23 protein-coding genes and 1 tRNA gene are annotated in these 23,071 nt (G+C 66.0%); 12 read left to right on the top strand and 12 right to left on the bottom strand.

Annotated elements, in window-relative coordinates; translation table 11 throughout:
* The first annotated feature begins 14 nt into the window (after window positions 1–14).
* Entirely contained in the window at window positions 15–653 is a 639-nt protein-coding gene (locus AQ611_RS05955; protein ID WP_059519920.1) for a riboflavin synthase, read from the top strand.
* A 14-nt stretch (window positions 654–667) separates the two neighbouring features.
* Here the strand turns inward: AQ611_RS05955 and AQ611_RS05950 are convergent, their stop codons facing one another.
* On the bottom strand, window positions 668–1,276 hold the full coding sequence (locus AQ611_RS05950; protein WP_069233977.1) for a uracil-DNA glycosylase family protein: 609 nt from the start codon (window positions 1,274–1,276) through the stop codon (window positions 668–670).
* Between the two features lie 311 nt (window positions 1,277–1,587).
* Between AQ611_RS05950 and ribBA the strand changes: the two genes are divergently transcribed.
* The 4 genes from ribBA to AQ611_RS05930 all read left to right on the top strand — a co-directional run bounded on the left by ribBA (window position 1,588) and on the right by AQ611_RS05930 (window position 5,093).
* A complete protein-coding gene (gene ribBA, locus AQ611_RS05945; RefSeq protein WP_069233976.1) occupies window positions 1,588–2,703 on the top strand; it encodes a bifunctional 3,4-dihydroxy-2-butanone-4-phosphate synthase/GTP cyclohydrolase II in 1,116 nt (371 codons plus the stop codon).
* An 85-nt stretch (window positions 2,704–2,788) separates the two neighbouring features.
* Entirely contained in the window at window positions 2,789–3,307 is a 519-nt protein-coding gene (ribH, locus tag AQ611_RS05940) for a 6,7-dimethyl-8-ribityllumazine synthase (RefSeq protein ID WP_059519923.1), read from the top strand.
* The gene (gene nusB / locus AQ611_RS05935; protein WP_059519924.1) at window positions 3,304–3,744 is read left to right on the top strand and encodes a transcription antitermination factor NusB; all 441 of its coding nucleotides are present in this window, start codon (window positions 3,304–3,306) and stop codon (window positions 3,742–3,744) included. Before ribH ends, nusB begins: the two co-directional genes overlap by 4 nt.
* A gap of 155 nt (window positions 3,745–3,899) precedes the next feature.
* The gene (locus AQ611_RS05930) at window positions 3,900–5,093 is read left to right on the top strand and encodes a pyridoxal phosphate-dependent aminotransferase (protein WP_059519925.1); all 1,194 of its coding nucleotides are present in this window, start codon (window positions 3,900–3,902) and stop codon (window positions 5,091–5,093) included.
* 374 nt (window positions 5,094–5,467) lie between these two features.
* On the opposite strand, the gene AQ611_RS05925 is transcribed toward AQ611_RS05930, so the two are convergent.
* Window positions 5,468–6,595: a lytic transglycosylase domain-containing protein gene (locus AQ611_RS05925; protein WP_059519926.1), complete on the bottom strand. Its 1,128-nt coding sequence runs from the start codon at window positions 6,593–6,595 to the stop codon at window positions 5,468–5,470.
* Between the two features lie 586 nt (window positions 6,596–7,181).
* Here AQ611_RS05925 and AQ611_RS05920 point away from each other — a divergent pair.
* Window positions 7,182–8,741 carry a UbiD family decarboxylase gene (locus AQ611_RS05920; protein ID WP_069233975.1) on the top strand — a complete coding sequence of 520 codons (1,560 nt, stop codon included), beginning with the start codon at window positions 7,182–7,184 and terminating at the stop codon, window positions 8,739–8,741.
* A 362-nt stretch (window positions 8,742–9,103) separates the two neighbouring features.
* On the opposite strand, the gene AQ611_RS05915 is transcribed toward AQ611_RS05920, so the two are convergent.
* Together AQ611_RS05915 and AQ611_RS05910 are read right to left on the bottom strand one after the other, a co-directional pair.
* Window positions 9,104–10,090, bottom strand: coding sequence for a threo-3-hydroxy-L-aspartate ammonia-lyase (locus AQ611_RS05915; RefSeq protein ID WP_059519928.1), 987 nt, complete (start codon window positions 10,088–10,090; stop codon window positions 9,104–9,106).
* Window positions 10,091–10,249: 159 nt separating this feature from the next.
* Window positions 10,250–10,543 carry a hypothetical protein gene (locus tag AQ611_RS05910; protein WP_059519929.1) on the bottom strand — a complete coding sequence of 98 codons (294 nt, stop codon included), beginning with the start codon at window positions 10,541–10,543 and terminating at the stop codon, window positions 10,250–10,252.
* Window positions 10,544–10,957: 414 nt separating this feature from the next.
* On the opposite strand from AQ611_RS05910, the gene AQ611_RS05905 reads away from it, so the two are divergent.
* Both AQ611_RS05905 and AQ611_RS05900 read left to right on the top strand, forming a co-directional pair.
* Window positions 10,958–11,971, top strand: coding sequence for a Rossmann-like and DUF2520 domain-containing protein (locus AQ611_RS05905; protein WP_069233974.1), 1,014 nt, complete (start codon window positions 10,958–10,960; stop codon window positions 11,969–11,971).
* Window positions 11,972–12,053: 82 nt separating this feature from the next.
* A complete protein-coding gene (locus tag AQ611_RS05900) occupies window positions 12,054–12,617 on the top strand; it encodes a YggT family protein (protein ID WP_059519931.1) in 564 nt (187 codons plus the stop codon).
* A 28-nt stretch (window positions 12,618–12,645) separates the two neighbouring features.
* Here AQ611_RS05900 and AQ611_RS05895 read toward each other — a convergent pair whose 3' ends face one another.
* Together AQ611_RS05895 and crcB are read right to left on the bottom strand one after the other, a co-directional pair.
* Complete coding sequence (locus AQ611_RS05895; RefSeq protein WP_059519932.1) at window positions 12,646–13,035, bottom strand: DUF190 domain-containing protein; 390 nt, start codon at window positions 13,033–13,035, stop codon at window positions 12,646–12,648.
* A gap of 25 nt (window positions 13,036–13,060) precedes the next feature.
* Entirely contained in the window at window positions 13,061–13,447 is a 387-nt protein-coding gene (crcB, locus tag AQ611_RS05890; RefSeq protein ID WP_059519933.1) for a fluoride efflux transporter CrcB, read from the bottom strand.
* 414 nt (window positions 13,448–13,861) lie between these two features.
* On the opposite strand from crcB, the gene AQ611_RS05885 reads away from it, so the two are divergent.
* A complete protein-coding gene (locus tag AQ611_RS05885) occupies window positions 13,862–14,479 on the top strand; it encodes a DNA-3-methyladenine glycosylase I (RefSeq protein WP_069233973.1) in 618 nt (205 codons plus the stop codon).
* Between the two features lie 399 nt (window positions 14,480–14,878).
* Window positions 14,879–14,953 (top strand) — tRNA-Gly (locus AQ611_RS05880).
* A 510-nt stretch (window positions 14,954–15,463) separates the two neighbouring features.
* Here AQ611_RS05880 and AQ611_RS05875 read toward each other — a convergent pair.
* The 4 genes from AQ611_RS05875 to AQ611_RS05860 all read right to left on the bottom strand — a co-directional run bounded on the left by AQ611_RS05875 (window position 15,464) and on the right by AQ611_RS05860 (window position 18,840).
* Window positions 15,464–15,910 (bottom strand): DoxX family protein, encoded by a 447-nt coding sequence (locus AQ611_RS05875; RefSeq protein ID WP_059519935.1) that lies wholly within the window; start codon window positions 15,908–15,910, stop codon window positions 15,464–15,466.
* A gap of 1 nt (window position 15,911) precedes the next feature.
* Window positions 15,912–17,801, bottom strand: a complete 1,890-nt coding sequence (locus AQ611_RS05870) for an amidohydrolase (RefSeq protein ID WP_069233972.1) — start codon at window positions 17,799–17,801, stop codon at window positions 15,912–15,914.
* Between the two features lie 19 nt (window positions 17,802–17,820).
* The gene (locus AQ611_RS05865; RefSeq protein ID WP_069233971.1) at window positions 17,821–17,988 is read right to left on the bottom strand and encodes a DUF1427 family protein; all 168 of its coding nucleotides are present in this window, start codon (window positions 17,986–17,988) and stop codon (window positions 17,821–17,823) included.
* A gap of 165 nt (window positions 17,989–18,153) precedes the next feature.
* On the bottom strand, window positions 18,154–18,840 hold the full coding sequence (locus AQ611_RS05860; RefSeq protein ID WP_059520073.1) for a hydrolase: 687 nt from the start codon (window positions 18,838–18,840) through the stop codon (window positions 18,154–18,156).
* A gap of 314 nt (window positions 18,841–19,154) precedes the next feature.
* Here AQ611_RS05860 and AQ611_RS05855 point away from each other — a divergent pair, with 314 nt between their 5' ends.
* Complete coding sequence (locus tag AQ611_RS05855; protein ID WP_059519938.1) at window positions 19,155–19,436, top strand: XapX domain-containing protein; 282 nt, start codon at window positions 19,155–19,157, stop codon at window positions 19,434–19,436.
* Window positions 19,437–19,596: 160 nt separating this feature from the next.
* Complete coding sequence (locus AQ611_RS05850; RefSeq protein ID WP_069233970.1) at window positions 19,597–20,505, top strand: LysR family transcriptional regulator; 909 nt, start codon at window positions 19,597–19,599, stop codon at window positions 20,503–20,505.
* Window positions 20,506–20,669: 164 nt separating this feature from the next.
* Here AQ611_RS05850 and AQ611_RS24485 read toward each other — a convergent pair whose 3' ends face one another.
* Window positions 20,670–21,026, bottom strand: a complete 357-nt coding sequence (locus AQ611_RS24485; RefSeq protein WP_231935912.1) for a hypothetical protein — start codon at window positions 21,024–21,026, stop codon at window positions 20,670–20,672.
* A gap of 25 nt (window positions 21,027–21,051) precedes the next feature.
* Window positions 21,052–22,845, bottom strand: a complete 1,794-nt coding sequence (locus AQ611_RS05845; protein WP_069233969.1) for an ATP-binding protein — start codon at window positions 22,843–22,845, stop codon at window positions 21,052–21,054.
* Between the last annotated feature and the right edge of the window lie 226 nt (window positions 22,846–23,071).

Genomic DNA, 23,071 nt, shown 5'->3' with positions numbered 1-23,071 from the left:
GGAAACCGACCAAAATGTTTACCGGAATCGTCGCGGCAGTCGGCCGCATCGAAACGATCGCGCCGCTAGGCGCCGAACCCGAGGCCGGCGTGCGCGCCACCGTGCGCGCCGGCGCGCTCGATCTGGCCGACGTCGCGCTTGGCGACAGCATCGCGATCCAGGGCGCGTGCATGACCGTCATCGCGAAAACGGCCGACACGTTCGACGTGGAGATCTCGCGCGAGAGCCTGAACCGCACGGTCGGCCTCGCCGCGCCGGGCGACGTGAATCTCGAAAAGGCGCTGCGCGCGCACGACCGGCTCGGCGGCCATCTGGTGTCCGGGCACGTCGACGGGCTGGGGGTCGTCACGCGCTTCGCGCGCGTCGGCGAGTCGCACGAGCTGCGCATCGTCGCGCCGCGCGAGCTTGGTCGCTATCTCGCATACAAGGGATCGATCACCGTCAACGGCGTGAGCCTCACGGTCAACGCGATCGACGATCAAGCGCACGGCTGCGAATTCTCGATCAATCTGATTCCTCATACGGTCGAGGTGACGACGCTCAAGCATTTGCAGCCGGGCTCGCAGGTCAATCTCGAAATCGATCTGATCGCGCGGTATGTGGAGCGGATGCTGGCCACCGCCTCCGCGGCCGGCGGCCAGCCTTCCCGGTAAATCGATTGCCGGAATCAGCCGCCGGGCCCGCCAAGCTGCCGCGCGATGCGCCGCCGCAATTCCGGCAGCACATCGGAGCCGAACCACGGATGACGCTTGAACCACGCCTGGTTGCGCGGTGACGGATGCGGCAGCGGCAGCACCGCCGGGCCGTATTCACGCCACGCTTGAACGGTTTCGGTCAACGACGCCCGGCGTGCGTCGCGCAGGAAATGCCGCTGCGCATACTGGCCGATCAACAGCGTGAGACGGATCGCCGGCAGTTCCGCGAGCAGACGGTCGAGCCACAGCCGCGCGCATTCGGGACGCGGCGGATTGTCGCCGTTCGCGCCGCGGCCCGGATAGCAAAATCCCATCGGCACGATGGCAAAACGCGACGCGTCGTAGAACGTGCCGGCATCGACGCCCAGCCATTCGCGCAGCCGCTTGCCGCTCGCGTCGTCCCACAGCACGCCGCTCGCATGCACGCGCGCGCCCGGCGCCTGCCCGACGATCAAGATGCGCGCGTCGCGCCGCGCGCGCAGCACCGGACGCGGGCCGAGCGGCAGCTCGGCCTCGCAGGCGCGACACGCGCGAATATCGGCGAGCAGCGCGTCGAGCGGTGTGCGGAGTGGTTCAGGCATCGGCGGAGATTGTCATGTTCAAGGCCCGCGCATCGCGCGGCAACGAACATTGTAAGCCGGGCGCTTGCCAAGCCAGGCAAGGCCAGATCAACCCGGACCAGGCTGGGCCGGAGACCGCGCGGCCGATCCAGGCCGCGCCGCAACGCCATCCGGCCTCCCCCGGAATGCAAGGGTCCGCACCCCGCCCGCGGATTCGTCCGCGCCCGGCCGCACCGGCCGTTCGGCCAATGCAACGGGCCGTCGCACCATCCGAGGCGATAACCCGCCGCGCGTGGCGTAAAATACGCGCTTTCCCTTTCATGCATCCCTTTATGACGCTCGCCTCCACGCCTGACATCATCGCCGAGCTGAAAGCCGGCCGGATGGTGATCCTGGTCGACGAAGAAGACCGCGAAAACGAGGGCGACCTCGTGCTCGCCGCTGAATTCGTCACGCCGGAAGCGATCAATTTCATGGCGCGCTACGGCCGCGGGCTGATTTGCCTCACGCTCACGCAGGAGCGCTGCAAGCTGCTGAACCTGCCGCTGATGACGTACCGCAACGGCACGCAATACGGCACCGCGTTCACGGTCAGCATCGAGGCCGCCGAAGGCGTGACGACGGGCATCTCGGCGGCTGACCGCGCGCGCACGATCGCCGCCGCCGTCGCGCACGACGCGCGGCCCGAGCACATCGTCCAGCCCGGCCACGTGTTCCCAATCATGGCGCAGCCGGGCGGCGTGCTGGTGCGCGCGGGCCACACCGAGGCGGGGTGCGACCTGACCGCGCTCGCGGGTCTGACGCCCGCGGCCGTGATCTGCGAAGTCATCAAGGATGACGGCACCATGGCGCGCCTGCCGGATCTGATCGAATTCGGCCGCGAGCACGGGCTGAAGATCGGCACGATCGCCGATCTGATCCACTACCGCAGCCGCACCGAATCGATCATCGAACGGGTCGCCGAGCGCACGATGCAAACGGCGCACGGCGCGTTCAAGGCCGTGCTGTACCGCGACCATCCGAGCGGCTCGCCGCATATCGCGCTCGTGCGCGGCACGCCCGCGTCGCACGAAGCCACGCTCGTGCGCGTGCACGAACCGCTGTCGGTGCTCGATCTGCTCGAAACCGGCGTGTCGACCCACTCATGGACGCTGCACGCCGCGATGAAGGCGATCGCCGAGCGCGAGTGCGGCGTGATCGTGCTGCTCAATTGCGGCGATACCAACGAGCACCTCGTCGACGTGTTCCTCGCGTTCGACGAACAAGAGAAGGCGGCCGCGCTCAAGCGCCGGCCGGTCGATTTCAAGACGTTCGGCATCGGCGCGCAAATCCTGCGCGATGTCGGCGTCGGCAAGATGCAGGTGCTGTCGAATCCGCGCAAGCTCGGCAGCATGTCCGGCTACGGCCTTGAGGTCGTCGGCTTCGAGCCGATGCCGGGCGGCGCGTAACGGTTTTGTCACGGCTTTCGTGCCGTACTTGTCGTCAGCCTGCGCTGCAGTCAATCACACCGCTCATCCACTTTACGGAAAAAATATGGAAATCGGACAATATCAACCGAATCTCGAAGGCGACGGCCTGCGTATCGGCATCGTTCAGTCGCGCTTCAACGAACCCGTGTGCAACGGCCTCGCCGATGCCTGCGTCGAGGAACTGGAACGGCTGGGCGTTGCCGGCGAGGACGTGCTGCTCGTGACGGTGCCGGGCGCGCTCGAGATTCCGCTCGCGTTGCAAAAACTCGCGGAAAGCAACCAGTTCGACGCGCTGATCGCGCTCGGCGCGGTGATCCGCGGCGAGACGTATCACTTCGAACTCGTGTCGAACGAGAGCGGCGCGGGCATCACGCGCATCGCGCTCGATTTCAACACGCCGATCGCGAACGCCGTGCTCACGACCGACACCGACGAACAGGCGATCGCGCGGATGACCGAAAAGGGTCGCGACGCCGCGCGCGTTGCCGTCGAGATGGCCAATCTCACGATCACGCTCGATCAACTCAGCGATGACGAAGAGGACGAGGACGACGAAGAAGACGACGAAGAGGAACGCGCATGAAGAAGAGCGCCCGCCGGCAATCGCGCGAGCTTGCGACGCAAGGCCTGTATCAATGGCTGCTGTCGAATGCGGCGCCGGGCGAGATCGACGCGCAATTGCGCGGCGCGCTGGGTTACGACAAGGCCGACAAAACGCTGCTGGATACCCTGCTGCACGGTGTGATCCGCGAACACGCGGCGCTCTCGGACGCGCTCTCGCCGAACCTCGATCGCCCGATCGACCAGCTCTCGCCCGTCGAACGCGCGGTGCTGCTGATCGCGACGTATGAACTCACGCACCAGATCGAAACGCCGTATCGCGTGATCATCAACGAAGCGGTCGAGTTGACGAAGACGTTCGGCGGCTCGGACGGCTACCGGTACGTGAACGGCGTGCTCGACAAGCTCGCCGTCAAGCTGCGGCCGACCGAAACGCAGGCGCGGCGCGACCCGTCGTAATGCGCCCGGCGGGCGCGGCGATCGGCTGCCGGTGCGCCCGCCTGCCGGCCCATGCCGCGCGCGGCGTTCATGCAACCGCATCGCCGCCGCCGCGGGCGTTTCCCGCTGCGGCCCTGCGTCGCCCGCTCCCTTTTTGTAACCGCCTCTATCCGACGATGAACACCGCTACCGATTCGCCCGTCAGGCTTGCGTCGCGCGTCGATGCGATCGAGCCGTTCTATGTGATGGAAATCGTCAAGGAAGCCGCCGCGCTCGAGCGCGCGGGCCGCGACATCATCCACATGAGCATCGGCGAGCCGGATTTCACCGCGCCGGAGCCGGTCGTCGAGGCGGCCGCCGCCGCGTTGCGCCGCGGCGTCACGCAATATACGAGCGCGCTCGGCATCGCGCCGCTGCGCGAAGCGATCGCCGCGCACTACGCGCGCGCATACGGGCTCGCGATCGAGCCCGAGCGCGTCGTCGTCACGGCGGGGGCGTCGGCAGCGCTTTTGCTCGCCTGCGTCGCGCTCGTCGGCCGCGACGACGAGGTGCTGATGCCCGATCCTTCATACCCGTGCAACCGCCACTTCGTCGCAACGGCCGAGGGCCGCGCGATCCTCGTGCCGAGCGGCCCCGAAGCGCGCTTCCAGCTCACCGCGCGCGACGTGGACGCCCGTTGGACCGAGCGCACGCGCGGTGTGCTGCTCGCGTCGCCGTCGAACCCGACGGGCACGTCGCTCGCGCCCGGCGAACTCGGCCGGATCATCGGCGCGGTGCGTGCGCGCGGCGGTTTTGCGATCGTCGACGAGATTTATCAAGGATTGAGCTACGGCGGCGCACCGGTATCGGCGCTGTCGTTCAGCGACGACGTCGTCACCGTCAACAGCTTCTCGAAATACTTCAACATGACGGGCTGGCGGCTAGGCTGGCTCGTCGTGCCGCCGGCGCTCGTCGCCACGTTCGAGAAGCTCGCGCAGAACCTGTTCATTTGCGCTTCCGCGCTCGCGCAACATGCAGCGCTCGCGTGCTTCGAGCCGGATACGCTCGCCATCTACGAAGCGCGCCGCGCCGAATTCCAGCGCCGCCGCGACTTCATCGTGCCGGCTATCGAATCGGTCGGCTTCAAAGTGCCGGTGATGCCGGATGGCGCATTCTATGTTTACGCGCAATGCGGCGGCGTCGCGCACCCGGCGGCCCGCGACAGCGCCGCGCTCACGCAGGCAATGCTGCACGACGCGGGCGTGGTGCTGGTGCCCGGCATGGATTTCGGCATCCACGCGCCGCGCGACTATATCCGGCTATCGTATGCAACCGCATATGCGCGGCTGGAAGAAGCGATCGAGCGGCTACGCAAGCTGTTTGGCGGGTAATCACCACGCCGCGCGCCGCGCCAGATTGCACTGGCGCCATGCAGAGGCTGTGCAAACGAAACGTTAACCCAATGGGCTCGAAGCGCCGTATCCGGCAGGCGCGCTGGGCTCGGGCGCACCGCCCCGGTCGTGTTCAGCGGTGCGTCGCGCGAGCCGCGCCGCATCACACCACACTGCACTGCCCGACGCGGCACGGCGCGGGCGCCGCTCGGCACTGCCAAACAACGGACGCTCCCAGCCGTTCGCCCGGAAAACGGTCTGGCCGGATACAAGAAGGCCGGGCCCGCTGAAAGCGTGGCCCGGCCTTTTCTCATTCTTTATCCTCAACCGCTCCCGCCGGAACCGGAACAGTGGCGATCCGCCCAGACGCCGAGTCAGGTACCAAGATCGGGTGCAGCAGGATCGTGCTTCGCCGCCGTGTCGACACTGGCATCGTCATCCTGCGGCTGCGCCTTCGACGCGGCAGCAGAATTCATCGTCAGCGGGTGCGCGCTGTCGAGCGTCGCGTGCACGCGTTTTTGCGATCCGCCCGTCGCGCCCGGCGCCGACACCGCCACCGTCGTCACCGCCCCCTGCGCAGGCTGTTGCGGCGTGAAGATCGGCACCTTGCGCCCACGCGCGACATCGCGCAGCCGATCGCGTTCGCTAATCACCTTCGCGCCATAGCCGCCGTCATCCGCCGACGTCGCGCCGACGTACAGCCGCAACCCGCCGGCAACCGAGCCGCCGCGCGCAATGCAATCCTTCAGCACGAGCGCGCCAACCTGAATGTTGACGAGCGGCTGCAGCGCCGCGCCCGTGCCGCCGAAATACTCGAACTTGTCTGAATGGACCTTCGACATCACCTGCATCAGGCCCTGCGCGCCGACGCCGCTCTCGGCGTACGGATTGAACCCTGATTCAATCGCCATCACCGCCAGAATCAGCAGCGGATCGATACCGACTTCCCGGCCCGTCTCGAATGCCGTCTTCACGAGCTGGCCGAGCGGCTCCTGCGCAACGCGGTAGCGCCGCGCCAGATAAGTCGCGACGAGCGCCTGCTCGCGATTGGACACGAGCGCGCGATTGTCGCGCGCATCGGCGGCAACGCGCTGCGCCGGGATCAGTTTCGCGAGCGACACCGGCGACACGCCATTGCGCACCGCATCGAACGTCGCGTCCGCCGGGCTCGCAGCGGCTGCCACGGCCGGCGCGGCAGATACCGTCTGCGCACGAACCATCGCTTCGTTCTCGTTCACGCCCGAAGGGCCGAACGACGGCAACGGATGGCCGCTAAGCAGCCGTGCCGGGCCGGCCTCGACCGCGGCCGACACAAAAGGCATCAGCTTCGCCGCCAACGTGCCGCGCACGTTCGGCAGCAGCCATAGCGCGAGCGAAACCGCCACCGCGCAGCAGCCGACGACGCTAAACAAATGGTGACTGACACGCGTCCCACGACGCAGCACAACGCGCAACATCTGCGCATGCCGCTCGTTGGGGCGCCACGATAACCAAGCATTCATTCAGATCCTCCATGAGCATGACGCCTGCGGCTCGCTCGGCTCTAGATGGCGAGACGTGACGCGCTGCCGCGGAATCAAGACACCGAGCGTCTTGGTTGGACCGCATCGGTATCGGAGAGACGGTATAAGTACCGTCCGGGGCCACGGCGGAATTGGGCCTGCGCACAGAGGCGGGCACACGCGCGGTGGCTCCCACGCAAAAAGCCAGCGCTGACTGGGCGCTGGCCAGGGCAACAAACAGACCGTCGAAAAACCGTGCAGGTGTCGGCCGACGGAGACGCGTTGCGTCTATAGGACCGGGGATGGATTGGTTCAAAAAACTTGAGCCTGCAACCAATGTGAGCGGATTCTAGCAGGGTTTTATAGATCGTCAACACTATAGAAATAGATTTTCATAACAAAAAGTAATGAATTAACAGCGCGCTGCGGCCGATGCCGCTTGCCGTCTGGCATCCCGATCCGCCGCCATTTTTTGAGATTTCGGGCGGCTGACCGTTCGGCCGGGTAAAATCGGCGCTCGCTTCCAGGCGGACCCGACGCCCGCCCTCACCGCCGCCGCCTGCCGCGCGCGGCCCGGATATTCTTCATGAGATACAAAGATTTACGCGATTTCACGAACAACCTCGAGCGGCTCGGCGAGCTGCGGCGCGTCACGCAACCCGTATCGCCCGTGCTCGAGATGACCGAGCTTTGCGATCGCGTGCTGCGCGCGGGCGGCCCCGCTCTGTTGTTCGACGCGCCGCCCGGCTATCGGTTTGCGGTGCTCGGCAATCTTTTCGGCACACCGCGGCGCGTTGCGCTCGGCATGGGCGTCGATGCCGACGACCAGGCCGCGCTCGCGTCGCTGCGCGACATCGGCCGGCTGCTGTCCGCACTCAAGGAACCCGATCCGCCGAAAAGCCTGAAGGACGCCGGCAAGCTGCTGTCGCTCGCGAAGGCCGTCTGGGATATGGGGCCGAAAACCGTATCCGCGCCGCCGTGCCAGGAAATCGTTTGGGAAGGCAACGACGTCGATCTCGCGCGACTGCCGATCCAGACCTGCTGGCCGGGCGACGCGGCGCCGCTCGTCACGTGGGGGCTCACGGTCACGCGGGGGCCGAACAAGACCCGCCAGAATCTGGGCATCTATCGCCAGCAATTGATCGGCCGCAACAAGCTGATCATGCGCTGGCTCGCGCATCGCGGCGGCGCGCTCGACTTCCGCGAGTTCGCGCTGCGCCATCCCGGCCAGCCCTACCCGGTCGCCGTCGTGCTCGGCGCCGATCCGGCGACGACGCTCGGCGCGGTCACGCCCGTGCCCGACACGCTGTCCGAATACCAGTTCGCGGGCCTGCTGCGCGGTGCGCGCACTGAACTCGCCAAGTGCGTGACGCCCGGCGTCGACACGCTGCAGGTGCCCGCGCGCGCCGAGATCGTGCTCGAAGGCTTCATCCACCCGCAGCCGGACCGCGCGGCGCCCGCGCCGGCCGGCGCGCCGCCCCGGCCGGCCACCGGCCCGGCGGCGGCCTACGAACACGCGCTCGAAGGTCCGTACGGCGATCACACGGGCTACTACAACGAACAGGAATGGTTTCCGGTGTTCACCGTCGAGCGCATCACGATGCGCCGCGACGCGATCTATCACACCACCTACACCGGCAAACCGCCTGACGAGCCGGCCGTGCTCGGCGTCGCGCTGAATGAAGTATTCGTGCCGCTGCTGCAAAAACAGTTTCCCGAGATCACCGATTTCTACCTGCCGCCCGAAGGCTGCAGCTACCGGATGGCGATCGTCCAGATGAAGAAGAGCTACGCGGGCCATGCGAAACGCGTGATGTTCGGCGTCTGGAGCTTTTTGCGGCAGTTCATGTACACGAAGTTCATCGTGGTCGTCGACGAGGACGTCGACGTGCGCGACTGGAAGGAAGTAATCTGGGCGATCACGACGCGAGTCGATCCGGCGCGCGACACCGTGCTCGTCGAAAACACGCCGATCGACTATCTCGATTTCGCCTCGCCCGTCGCGGGCTTGGGCTCGAAGATGGGCCTCGACGCGACCAATAAATGGCCCGGCGAAACGCAACGCGAATGGGGCCGGCCGATCGAGATGGACGCCGCCGTGAAGGCGCGCGTCGATCGGCTGTGGACCGAAATCGGCTTGTCGTGAACGCCGCGGCTGCCGTAGCGTTTTGTGCCGTCATCGCGCAATGAGCCCGGACGACGAAAAGCGCGCGGACAGAGGGCCGATGCGCGTGCCATTTGGCGTGCCATTTGATATCGGCGCTGTTGTCCGCTTATTTCTCGTATGACGCGATCGCGGGCGGCGCTCGCGACTTGATTCCGAACGTCACCGCCTGACAGCGGCGGGATTTGCATGGGCCGCAACGCGGCAGGCAAGCGGCCCAGCGGCATGCAGGACGCCTGGGACGCCGCGGCGTCAGATGCGGCCGCCCGGCTGGCGGCCGGGCCGCTTCGCCGGGATCGCGTTCCCCCGCCGCCAAGCCAAGCCCGCCGCGCCCGGCACACCGCTCACCCGCGCAACCACTCGCCGTAGCGCGCGAGATCGACGTTGCCCCCGCTCAGGATCACGCCGACGCGCTTGCCCGCCACCGGCAGCACGCCATCCAGCACCGCCGCCGCCGCCAGACAGCCGGTCGGCTCGACGACCATCTTCATACGCTCGGCGAAAAAGCGCATCGTGTCGACCAACTGCGCGTCGCTGACCGTGACGATTCGCTCGACGAGCTTTCGGATGATCGGAAAGTTGTGCGCACCGACATGCGTCGACGCCGCGCCGTCCGCGATCGTGCGCGGCACCGGAATATGCACGACCTCGCCGCGCGCCAGCGACTGTTGCGCGTCGTTGCCCGCCTGCGGCTCGACGCCGATCACGCTGCAGCCGGACGCGAGCGCCGCCGCCGACAACGCGCTGCCCGCGATCAATCCGCCACCGCCCACCGGAACGACGAGCATATCCAGCCCGCCCACTTCGTCGATCAATTCCTTCGCCGCCGTCCCCTGCCCCGCGATCACATGCGGATGGTCATAAGGCGGCACGAGCGTCATCCCCCGCTCGTCGGCAAGCCGCGCGCCAATCTCCTCGCGGCTTTCCGTATAACGGTCGTAGGTGATCACTTCGCCGCCGTACTCCTTCGTCGCCGCCATCTTCGCGGCGGGCGCATCTTGCGGCATCACGATCGTCGCCCAGATACCCGCGAGCCGCGCGGCGAGCGCAATCGCCTGCGCATGATTGCCGGACGAATAGGCCAGCACGCCGGCGCGACGCTGCTCGACATCGAAATGCGAAATCGCGTTGTATGCGCCGCGAAACTTGAATGCGCCCATCCGCTGAACATTCTCGCATTTGAAGAATAGCGTCGCGCGGGTGCGCGCATCGGCGGTGCGGGACGTCAGCACGGGCGTGCGATGCGCGACGCCGGCCAGCCGGGCCGCGGCGTCGGTGACGTCGTCATAGGTGGGAAGAACGATGGAATCGGAGGTGGGGGAAGTGGACATGGGCGATGGCGCGGCAAGGCGATGGGTTGGAATGAAGCGAATATTGTCCCAGCTTCACCCGGCTTTTGCTGCCCGGAAATACGAACGGCGCGGCACGAATCGCTCCGTGCCGCGCCGTCATGCGGCGCGCCGCCTGCCGGGCGCGCCGGCCGACCGGCGTCAACGGCGCCAGTATGGCCGGCCGTAGCCGCCGTAATAGCCGTGATGCCAGTACGGACGCCCGTAGTAGCCGCCCACCACGACCGCGGGCGGCGGGTAATAAACGGGCGGCGGCGCGTAGACGACGGGCGGCGGCGCATACACGACGGGCGGCGGCGGCGCGGCGTAAACCGGATACGCCGGCGCGACGAGCGGCAATCCGATGCCGACGCCGATCGACACGTGCGCGTGCGCGGCGCCCGCGATGCCGAGACCCAGCGCGGCGGCGGCGATCAACGGAACGAGCTTTTTCACTTTGGTTCTCCTGGGCGACAGGCATCGGGCGCCGGCCGCATCGACAGCAAAGGTAGCTTGCTGCATGCGACGAATGTAGCGAAAACCGGTATCACGAGCCACGACCATTTGTTGCAAATTGCAATTTCGAAAAACGGGCCGGCGTTGGTTCGCGCGGCGTCGTGAAACGTCCCGCGCGGGCGGCCCGTCGGCCGTTCGGCGAATCGCGGGCGATCGGCGCAGGCGCGCGCGGCGCGGCCGCGCCGGGCGCTGCGCGGCCGGTAATGAACGATTACAAATTAGAGACAGCACATTGCCGGCAAAAGACGGATTCCGCTCCGGCAGCCACACCGATTTTGGGGCGGGAGCACGCCGTGCGCCCCCAAATACGCGATACTGACGAATTGCGCCGCCCCAACCTCAGGACCCGCCGCCATGCCCTTATCCGCCTCGCCTCGCATCGGCTTCATCGGCGCAGGCCGGCTTGCCCGCTGCGTCGCGCGCCGGCTTGCCCGCGCCGGGTACGCCGTCACCGCCATCGCGAGCCGCTCGGCCGCGTCGGCCGCGGCGCTGGCCGAACTGGTCGACATCGATTCGGCCGCTCGCGAAGCGCAGGCCGACGCCCGCCCAGCGGCGCCGCAAACCGTTCGCTGCGCTGCGCTGGACTCGCCGCAAGCGGTCGTCGACCACGCCGAGCTGATCTTCGTGAGCGTGCCCGACGACGCGCTCGCCGAGGTCGCCGCCAGCCTGCGTTTCGCGCCGGACCGTGCGCACGGGCAAGCGCTTGTCCATTGCAGCGGCGCATCGAGCCTCGCGCTGTTGGCGCCCGCGCGGGCGCAACGCGCCGCGACGGGCAGCTTCCACCCGCTCTATCTGTTCGGCGGCGGCGAAGCCGACCTCACGCGCATCGAAGGCTGCTCGGTAACGATCGAAGCCGACGGCGCGCTGAACGATCTGCTCACCGCCTTCGCCGCCGCGCTGGGCTGCCATCCGCTGCCATTTCCACAGGGCCAACTGACGCCGGACGACCGGATGCTTTATCACGCGGCCGCCCACTATGCGGCAAGCTTCACGCTGTCCAATCTCGCCGAATGCGTCGAGCTGTGGCGCACGCTCGGCCTGGCCGAGGACGACGCGCTGCGCGCGCTGTTGCCGATGCTTGCCGGCACGCTCGAAACCGCACGCGACAAGGGGCTCGCGAACGCCTTGTCAGGCCCCGTGTCGCGCGGCGACGCCGGTGTCGTCGCGCGGCAGCTCGCGCGCCTCGCATCGCAAGGCGGCGATCACGCGACGTTCTACGCGCTCCATACCCGCCGCGCGCTCGCGCTTGCGCGGCGGCGCACACCGTCGTCCGTTGCGCCCGCATCGCTCGATGCGATCGAGCGCGCCGTCACCGCATCGCTCGCGCCGGAGCGCGCCGCCACCCGCCCCGCAGACGGCGAGCCGTGATAAGGTGACGCCCGATGCGCGCCGTCCGCGGACGGCGCCGGCACGCTACCCGACTGCCTGTACCCAGAAAAGGATTCCAACGATGTTCGGCGAGATTGCCCGCTTTCTGCTCAATACCGTCTTCACGCTGTTCGGCGCGGCGCTGCTCCTGCGCGTCTGGCTGCAAGCCGTGCGCGTGCCGCCGTACAACCCCGTCACGCAGACCGTGCTGCAAGCGACCAACTGGCTCGTGCTGCCGCTGCGGCATATCATCCCGGGCGTGCGCGGGATCGATTGGGCGAGCGTCGCCGCAACCGTCATCACGTCGCTCGTCTATGTGACGCTGATGGTGTCGATGGCAGGGGTCGACGCGCTGTCGATCGCGCCGACGCTCGTCATCGTCGCGCTGCTGACGGTCGTGAAGTGGGCGCTCAACCTCGTGCTGTGGCTGACGATTCTGATGGCGCTGCTGTCGTGGCTCAATCCGCGCTCGCCCGCGATGGAAATCCTCTATCAACTGACCGCGCCGCTCCTGAATCCGCTGCGCCGGCTGATTCCGAATCTCGGCGGCATCGACTTGTCGCCGCTCCTGCTGTTCGTGATCGTCCAGGTGCTGATCATGATCGTCACGCGCGCCGCCGTTTCGCTGACGCTGTTCGGCATCTGATGGGCCGCGCGCGCCGGCACCGGCGGCATCATCGCGCGCCGGCGGGCGCCGCCGGCGCGGCGCCTTCGTCGAGATTGTCGATCACGCCGAAGCGCACCGGAATCGTCGCGTAACAAAGCCGCACTTTCTCGCGCGATACGCGCTCGATCAGTTGCCGTGCTTCGTCGTCGGTCGCAATGAATTCGACTTCGATCGCAAGCGAGCCTTGCAACTCGAAAAAACGGGCTTCGTGCAGCATCCGGTGCCTGCCGAATCCCGCGATCGCGCGAAATGCCGAGCCGCCGGCGATGCCCATCCGGTTCGCCTCGTCGAGCAGCCATTCCCAGAGCGGCTTCCAGTGCAGACGATGATCCTCATGGACATAAAAGCGCAGCAAGACCCGATCTTGCGCGCGCGCCTCGCAGGCGATCCCGTTCATCGCCCCCTCCCCCGCCTACGGCGGATCAGCCCGGCACGAGCCACGCTCGCGCGCTCGCCATGCCGAGCCACGTCAACGTGAATGAACCTATCAAGTGTAGGGCAGCAACGGCCAACGCCCAACCGAGTTCACCCTGCGTCAGATGCGAAATCACTTCGGCCGAGTAAGTGGAAAACGTCGTGAGGCCGCCCATGAAACCCGTGATCACGAACAGCCGCCACTCCGGCGGCAACCCCGCCTTCGCGCTGAACACGGCGATCGCGACGCCGATCAGATAGCCGCCGATCAGATTCGATGCGAGCGTGCCGAGCGGTATAGCGGGAAAGATCGCATTCAGGCCGAGGCTCAAAAACCAGCGCAACAATGCACCGAGCCCGGCGCCGACGAAAATGGCTGCGATCGAATAGAACAAGGCTGCTCCTATCTGGCGTTGAATGAAGCGGTAGACGTAGACACCCGTCGGGCTTCGACGCGCCGACGCAACCGGCGCTCGAGCGCGAGAAACTCGTCATCATACGTCCGCCTCCCGCGCACCGCATCGATGGCCGCCACCATACCGGGCTGGGCCGCTCCGTCCGCCCGCGCCCCCGCTCGACGATGCGCGGCGATCCACGTGCCTGCCAATCGCACTACGCCCCGCCGCCGAAGCACGATGTACGGAGCACGGCCAACGCACGCGGCGAGCGAACCGGCATGTTGAACCAAAGACAAACGAACGCGCGCCGGTCACGCGGCCTGCGCGACCGGCCGAAGCTGGACATGCGTCGAATCGACGCTATCATCGCGGATACCGAAATCATACGTTCCCGAATCGGGAGAAATCCTCATGACCATGACGATCGCCGGGCCCGACGGAAAATTGCGCTGCCGCTGGTGCAACGCCGCCCCCGAGTTTCTTCCGTATCACGATAGCGAATGGGGCTTTCCAGTCGACGACGATCGCCACCTGTTCGAAAAGCTGTGCCTCGAAAGCTTCCAGTCCGGGCTGAGCTGGCGCACCATCCTGGCGAAACGCGAGAATTTCCGCGCGGCGTTTCATCACTTCGACTTCGACAAGATTGCACGCTACACCCAGCGCGACGTTGACCGCCTGCTCGCCGACGCAGGCATCGTCCGCCATCGCGGCAAGATCGAGGCGGTGATCAACAACGCGCAACGGGCCCGCGAACTCATCGAGCAGGAGGGATCGCTCGCGGCGTTCGTCTGGCGTTACGAGCGCCCTGCCGAGCCGCGCGCAAAAGCGCAGGCGGTGGTGTCGACGTCGCCCGAATCGATCGCGCTGTCCAAGGCGTTGAAGGCACGGGGCTGGAAATTCGTCGGGCCGACCACCGTCTATTCGTTCATGCAGGCGATGGGCATCGTCAACGATCACGCCGACGATTGCGTGATCAGAGCCAAGGCCGAGCAAGCCCGCAAGAAACTCAAGCGGCCCGGGAACCGGTAGCGGACCCGCAAAGAAGCCGCGCTCGGCAACGGCCACCGGCGCTTGCGCGTTGCTGCGTGACCGGGAAAAGAACGGAAGACGAAAACCGCCCATTCGATAGCGATGTCTAACCGGTTCATGACTTGCGGTTCATGACTTGCGGTTCATGACTTGCGGTTCATGACTTGCGGCACACGCAAGCAGCCCGCGAGCGCGGCGCACATGGCACGCGTCGCCGCCTCGGCGACGCAAGGCGGTTCGGCATGCGCGCGAGCGGTTCGAGACGCGGTGTCGGGCGGCTATATCGGCCGCGCACTCCCCGCGAAGTGATTGGCGAAGCGCTGCGGAACGGCAATTAAGGCAATGGCGGGGCGCACAAAGTTGCCCGGGGAGGTGGAATGCCTTATACTTCAGCGCTCTGCGGGCGTCGTATAATGGCCATTACCTCAGCTTCCCAAGCTGATGACGTGGGTTCGATTCCCATCGCCCGCTCCATCCGAGCTTCCTAGATATTCACCGATTTCCATCATCGGCTGTCGATAAAGGTTTTTCTTCGACAGTGCTCCCGCCGAATCCATCGAAATCCTTGTTGAGCGGCCGGTTTCGCGTCGAGCGAGCGCCGGACGCCCGGCGCGCATTCTCTCCGCGATCGGTCGTCCAACACGAAGCCATCTTCGAGCGCTTCATGCGTCATCTTGCGACCTCCCACCGGACGCCGGCCACGCGGTGGACGAGTTCGACGAACACATGCCGCGCCATCGCGCGATCGTCGCGCGATGGCGCCCCACGGGCATCATCGCCTATTCATCGCGGTTGATCGGCGGCCTGGAAGGCTTCGTTGTGAACTGGACAATCGGCCGGCGGCCGGGCACCGAACGCAAACAAGCCGTTCGATGCTCGCGACCGGCGGACAGCGACTGTCGAGCGATTCGTCGAGGTACTTGCATTTCGCATCCGCCGGTCGCGATCGGACGCCCTGCTCGTTTCAATCTGCCGGACAAACGATCACGTGCGGCGGCCCGCCGCCCCGTTTCCAACATCGTCAAGCATGGTGGCGAGGACAAGCGCGGCAATCAGCCCGAGATGCTCGAAAAAGCTGTTGAGCGCCATGAAGCGCGCGACGCCCGCCTGATTCCAGAAGTCGTTCGCCACCGCCATTGCGACGACGGTCAGCACGCCGAGCCCGCCCGCGCCGATCCAGGTGAACCGGCGAAATATCACGCACAGCGAACCGCCGATCTCGACCACAACCGCCAGTGCAGCCCAGAGCGCGGGTGGGTGCAGGCCGAAATGCGCCTGCTCCGCGACCGCATCGCCGAAATGCAACGCCTTGTTGACGCCTCCGATCAGGAACGCGGAAACCAGCGCAACGCGTGCCAGCGCGCCGGCCCACGGCTGCGCAAGCAGCGCACGAATCCATGCGGGGCTGTATCGGCCGGTTGTCGTCGTCATGTCAGACTGCCCAGCACGAACAACCGAACGCGCCCCAGAAGCCCTTCGCGTCCGACGTCGGCAGCGCGCGACCCCACGCGCCCGCATGCGCATGGCCGTGTACGCCGCACGCACTGTCGCAGCCGCACATCGCCGCCGCCGCCGCGCGCTGCAGCGGTGCGCCGTTGCGCTGTGCCGCGCCCCAACCGCCATACCCCCCGTACTCGCGCACCGGCGACCAGTCCGGCATCGCCGGCGGAATCGGCGCATCGTGCGACGCGAACGGGCCCGCGCCCCACACGATCTTGCCGCCCACCACCGTCAGCAACGCCGTCGTGTCCGCTATATCGTCTTGCGCGCATGCGAAGAAATCGCGATCCGGCACCACCAGGTCGGCGAGTTGCCCGACCGCGATGCGGCCTTTCTTGCCCTCCTCGTTCGAGAACCAGCTCACGTACTCGGTCCACATCCGAAGCGCGGTTTCGCGATCGAGCAGGTTGCGCTGCGGATACATCCTGAGACCGCCGACCGTCTTGCCCGTCACGAGCCATGCGAGCGACACCCACGGGTTATACGACGCGACGCGCGTCGCGTCGGTGCCCGCCGAAACCTTGATGCCCTTGGACAGCATCTTCGCCACCGGCGGTGTCGCTTCGGCCGCCTGCGCGCCGTAGCGCTCGACGAAATACTCGCCCTGGTACGCCATCCGATGCTGCACCGCGATGCCGCCGCCCAATGCCGCAATACGATCCATCGATTTTTCGGTCACGGTTTCCGCGTGGTCGAAGAACCAGTTCAATCCTTCGAGTGGAATGTCCTTGTCGACCTTCTCGAACACGTCGAGCGCGCGGCTGATGGTTTCGTCGTAAGTCGCATGCAATCGCCACGGCCAGCGATTCTCGGCGAGCACGCGCACCACGCCTTCGAGATCGTCTTCCATCTGCGCGGGCAGATCGGGGCGCGCGACGCGGAAGTCCTCGAAGTCGGCCGCCGAGAACACCAGCATCTCGCCCGCGCCGTTGTTGCGAAAATAGTCGGTGCCGTCGTGATACTTGACGCTCTTCGTCCAGTTCACGAAGTCTTCCTTCTCCGCGTTCGGCTTCTGCGTGAACAGGTTGTACGCGATGCGCACCGTCATCTCGCCCGCGTCGTGCAGCTTGCGGATCACTTCGTAATCGTCGGGGTAATTCTGCGAACCGCCGCCCGCGTCGATCACGCCCGTCACGCCGAGCCGGTTGAGTTCGCGCATGAAGTGGCGCGTCGAGTTGTACTGGTATTCGAACGGCAGCTTGGGGCCTTTCGCGAGCGTCGCGTAAAGGATCGTCGCGTTCGGATTCGCGAGCAGCAACCCGGTCGGGTGGCCGGCGGCGTCGCGCAGGATCGTGCCGCCCGGCGGCTCGGGCGTGTCCTTCGTGTAGCCGACCACGCGCAGCGCGGCCGCATTCAGCAGCGCGCGATCGTACAGGTGCAGGATGAACACCGGCGTATCGGGCGCGGCCGCGTTGAGCTCGTCGATCGTCGGCAGGCGCTTCTCGGCGAACTGATGCTCGGTGAAGCCGCCGACCACACGCACCCATTGCGGCGCAGGGGTGATCGCGACCTGCCGCCGCAGCATATCCATCGCGACGGCGAGCGACGGCACGCCATCCCAGCGCAGTTCCATGTTGTAGTTCAAGCCACCGCGAATCAGGTGGCAATGGTTGTCGATCAGCCCCGGCAGCACCGTGCGGCCGTCGAGATCGACGATCTTCGTCGCACGGCCCGCGAGCGGCATCACATCCGCGTTGCCGCCCACCGCGATGAAGCGGCCGTCCTTGATCGCGACGGCGGCGGCGACGGGATTCGCACGATCGAGCGTCGTGATACGCCCGTTATGCAGGATGAGATCCGGTTGGGACTCGGTTGCGGTCATATGCGTCACCTCGTTTTGATCAAAAACCAAAGAGCTGTTTCAAGGCGGGGATCGCCTGCACGCCGATCACCATGCCGAGCAATCCGACAAGGGCGATCAGCGGCGGCGCCGGAGACCGCACCTTGATTGCGCTGTAAATCACGCCGATCAGCAAGCCCGCGCCAAGGGAAGCCACATAAGGTTCCATACGATCATCTTTTCTCGGACAGGTTGGAATGCAGGCTGTACGCCCTGGCAAACATGCGGCGGGCGGCATTCGTGAATCGGTCACGATCTGGCGCCCGCGATTCCGTATCGCCGATGCCACGTGTCCGCCGGGAGCACGCTGCACCGACAGCCGCAACGGCCCGCGTTACTTCGCCGGCACCGGCGGGATCGACTCGTGCGGCGTCGCGGTGCGCTGCGCGGTCTTGTGGACCATCGTGTACGCGTAATCGACGCCCATCCCGTATGCGCCCGAGTGTTCCTTCGCGATCGCCATCACCGCGTCGTAGGTCTCGCGGTGCGCCCAGTCGCGTTGCCACTCGAGCAGCACCTGCTGCCACGTAACCGGCACGACGCCGGCTTGCACCATGCGCTGCATCGCGAAATCGTGCGCATCCTTCGACGTGCCGCCCGATGCGTCGGCGACCATGTAGATCTCGTAGTCGCCTTCGAGCATCGCGCACAACGCGAACGTCGTATTGCAGACTTCCGTCCACAGGCCGGAGACGACCACCTTCTTGCGGCCGTTCGCAGCGAGCGCGTCGCGCACCTTCTGGTCGTCCCACGAGTTCATCGACGTGCGCTCGAGCGTCTTCTGGTTCGGAAACACGTCGAGCAGCTCGGGAAAGGTGTGGCCCGAGAAACTCTCGCTTTCAACCGTTGTGATCGTGGTCGGGATGTTGAACACCTTCGCAGCCTTCGCGAGCCCGACGACGTTGTTCTTCAGCACCTGGCGATCGATCGACTGCACGCCGAATGCCATCTGCGGCTGCTGGTCGATGAAGATCAGCTGGCTGTTATGGGGAGTCAGTACTTCAAGCTTCGGATTGCTCATGACGGTCATGTCCTTTGGTGCGAAAAAAAGAGAGCCTGCCTCGCCGACAAACCGGGAGGCGCCCAATGCGCAGTGCCGGAGGGTTGGCCTGCCAGCGGTTGTCATTCAACACGCGAATGGATCGTATCGCCAATTAATCGTTTTGATTAATAAAATCCCCAAAGCAAAGCCTTAAAAGATCTTAAAACCATTGAACCGCGTTCCTGCACGCGGAAAGATTTGATACGCTGGCCGCAACTTCCTGATCATTGCCTGATCGGAATTCATTCATATTCGTCTTCCTCACGCGGTTGTCATTTACTCGAATCTCAATCATGAAACCGTATATTTCGTCGCTATTGGCCGGCATTCTCGCTGGCGCCGTCTACTACCTGATCGGCGTGCCGTCACCGGCTCCCCCCACGATCGCGCTGGCAGGACTGCTCGGCATTCTTGCTGGCGAACAGATCCTGCCGATCGCGCGCCGGATGCTGTCAGGGATCCGGTTGCGTACCGCATGGAGCGACGCGAAATGCAGCCAGCACATGTTCGGCCCGCTGCCCGGCGCCCACGCATCCGATGCCGCCGCGAAGAAACACCGATCGACGCCGGCGTGAAGCATCCCGAATCCGGATCGACCAGATTCGGTGATGCCGACGCACGGGCAACCCGATATCCCGACACAGTCGGCACCCGGACGAATTGCTCTGAAAATCGTGTTGGTCCAAACGGTGCTTGGCGATAACATGACAGCCCGATGCCACCGTGGAATTCAACATGAAGCTGTCATTCGAAGCGCTCGAGGCACTGGACGCGATCGACCGCACCGGCACGTTCGCGGAAGCCGCGGAGCTTCTGCACCGCGTACCGTCCGCGCTGACTTATCTCGTACAAAAGCTCGAAGGCGACCTCGACGTCGCCCTGTTTGACCGAAGCGGGCGCCGTGCGAAGCTCACGCACGCGGGTCGCGTGGTCGTCGAAGAAGGGCGACGGTTGTTGCGCGCGGCCGAACAACTCGAACTCAAGGCGCAGCGTGCACAGCAAGGGTGGGAAACGGAGATTCGCATCTGCATCGACGAGATCCTGCCCTTCGACGCGATGTGGCCTTACGTGCACACGTTCTACGGACTCGAGATGGACACGCGATTGCGTCTGTCCACCGAAGTGCTCGGCGGCACTTGGGATGCGCTGATATCACGCCGCGCGGATCTCGTCGTCGGCGCAACGGGCGAGCCGCCGGAACTGCCGGACATCGTCGCGCGGCCGATCGGCACGCTCAAGCATGTGTTCGCGATCGCGCCGACCCATCCGCTCGCGGCGTTGCCCGAACCGCTGTCGATGGCGTCGGTCGTCGCGTATCGCGGCGCCGTCATCAGCGATACCTCGCGCGAACTGCAGCCGCGCTCCATCGCCATCGACGCCGGGCAGCCGTATCTGGCGGTCCCCACCCTCGCCGCGAAGCTGGCTGCGCAGTGCGAAGGACTCGCGGTGGGCACGCTGCCCGATTGCATCGCGGCGCGCGCGATCGCGCAGGGCAAGCTCGTCGCGCGCAAGGTGACCGGCATGCGAGACACGACGCAGTGCTATATCGCATGGCGCGGCGACGAAGCCGGACGCGCGCTGCACTGGTGGGCCGAGCAACTCGCGCACGCCGATCTCGTCGACCGGTTCACCGCGCTCGCCTGATTCGGCCGCACGGGTTCGTCGCGCGCCGGCCGAACCGCCCGCCTCGCGGCAAGACGGCGCCTGCGCGCCGCGTCAAGCGAGCGAATCGTGAAGACGCCTCATCGCCTTCCCAAGCCACTCGATCAGTTTGAACGATGCATGGGCGCTCTCGGCCGGCGGGATCATCATTCTCTCCTCGGTCGCGATGTGTTTGGCCAGGGATTCGCACATCGCCGTCCGAGTTCGGGTTTGCGCGCGATCAGCGGCGACAGGACACGGCTGCTCAACGGATAGCCGTCACGGCGGTCACCGCGTAGACGCTCGCATGAAGCTGCGTATCGGCCAGCACGGGCCAGCACGGCCGATTGGCCGATCGCGTCACCGGGCGCCATCCGCCTGACTTCCCTGTCGCCCGTCCCACCCGGCACGAATACCGGCGCGACGCCCGAGCCGACGATCGTCGGCACGCGCGTATCGGAATTCGACGCATAGATCGCGGCACCTTTATCGAAGACGCGGGCCGCCAGTGCATCGGCCAGCACCGCTATTCGCGGCAAGCGCGCGCGGTTACGGTCCGCCCGACAGCGGCTCGCCGTCGCCCACCTCGAACCCGCGCGCGTGCACTTCCGGCCATGCGTCGGGCACGACCTGCGTCTGTCCGGCGGTATGGGCGAGCGCGGCGGCATACGCGGCCAGCAGACGCACGCGCGCGTCGCCACGCGCTTGCGGGTCGTCCGTGTTGCGCATCGCATCGAGCGCCGCGCGCGCCCGTTCGCGACACTCATCCACCAGCGACAAGCCGAACAGGCACGGAACCGCTATCGCCGCCAGCGCAATGCCGACTTCCACATTGCCGCTCGGCGAAAACGCCCAGTCGAGCGCCGCGCGCAAATTGCCGAGTTCGCGCCGGACCACGTCGAGCCGCGACTCGGCGTTCGGCCCGTCGCGCCCGGCGGGTGCGAGCCTGAACAGCGTATGGAAATAGTTCGCGTGCGCAAGTGCCGCGGCCGCGCATTCCCCGTTGTTCTCAAGCTGCTGCAGCGCGTAGGCGCGCGTCGTGGTCAGCAGCCGATAGCGCGGCGCGCTGGGCGCGTTGTCAACGCTCAAGAGCGACTTCGAGACGAGGCTGGCGATCGTATCGAGCAGATCCGCATCGGCCAACCCCTGCGTTCCGACGACAGCGCGCACCGCGTCGATCGAGAAGCTGTCGCGGAACACGCCGAGCCACCGCAACAACAGACGCTCTGCGTCTCCAAGCAAACGGTAGCTCCAGTCGTACATCGCCTGCAGCGTCTGATGACGCGGCAACGCGGTACGAAAACCGCCGGTCAGCAACCTGAAGTGGTTGTCGAGATGGGCTGCCAGCACATCGATGCCGAGCACTGCGGCACGTGCCGCTGCCAGTTCAATCGCGAGCGGGAGACCGTCGAGACGCCGGCATACCGACGCCATCAACGACACGCTGTGTTCGTCGAGCGGAAAGCGAGGGTCGACGGCGCGCGCGCGCGCCGAGAACAATTGCACCGCGCTTGCGCCCAGGGTCTCGGTATCATCGGCGCCTTCGCCGGGCACATCGAGCGGCGGAATCGGATACAGTCGCTCGCCCTGGATACGCAGTGCCTCGCGGCTGGTCGCGAGCACGCACAATCCGGCGCCCGATTCCGTGAGTGTGGTTGCGATTTGCGCGGCGACATCGAGCAGATGCTCGCAATTGTCGAGCACCAGCAGCATCCGGCGCTGCGCCACGCTGGCCAGTACCGAGTCGAGCGTCGGCGATCCGCCCGGCCGCGCGATGCCGAGCGCACCCGCCAGCGCGTCGGGCACGAATTGCGGACACGCCACCGTGGCCAGCGACACGAACGCGGCGCCGTCCGGGAAGCTTGCGTCGGCCCGCATCGCCGCTTCGAGCGCAACCCGCGTCTTGCCGATACCGCCCGCACCGACCAGCGTCACGACGCGCGCGGCGCCGAGCGCCGCAAGGACGTCGGCGACGGTCTGCTCGCGACCGACGAGCACGGTTGGCGCGGCCGAGAGGCGCGACGTGGCGGTGCGCACGGGTACCGTATCGTCGACGTGGCCGCCAACCAGCCGATAGCCGCGCCCCGGCACCGTGACGATCATGTTGCGGTCGCCGGCCAGTGCCTTGCGCAACGCAGCAATATGCACTTGCAGGTTGTTTTCCTCGACGACCGTGTGCGGCCACACGCGCTGCATGATTTCGTCTTTCGATACCAGCGCGCCGTTTGCCCGAATCAGCAGTTCGAGAATTTCGAATGCGCGACTGCCGATGCGCAGTAATTTTCCGTCCGAGCGAATCTCACGCCTGTCGAGAAAAACATGAAGTTTTCCAATCCGGATCATGGGAATGTTTAATCGATCTCATTCATCGATGCCCTGTCAAAAATGACACCGGTTCGACGCCCATGCTACGGCATTTACCGCGTTTAATGATTCAAATTATCAGAATTCAAAGAACAAATTTCTTGAATCGACGAAAACCACGGGCCGAGACACATCAGCGTAAAAATGCATCGCGCATAACAATGCACGCCCTCGCCTTCCGCGCTTTCAATGCACGAAATAAGCG

It is taken from the genome of Burkholderia singularis (genome assembly GCF_001718875.1).
Lineage (GTDB): Bacteria > Pseudomonadota > Gammaproteobacteria > Burkholderiales > Burkholderiaceae > Burkholderia > Burkholderia singularis.
The sequence above is the reverse complement of the archived record's forward strand: the minus strand, read 5'-3'. Positions and strand labels throughout refer to the sequence as shown.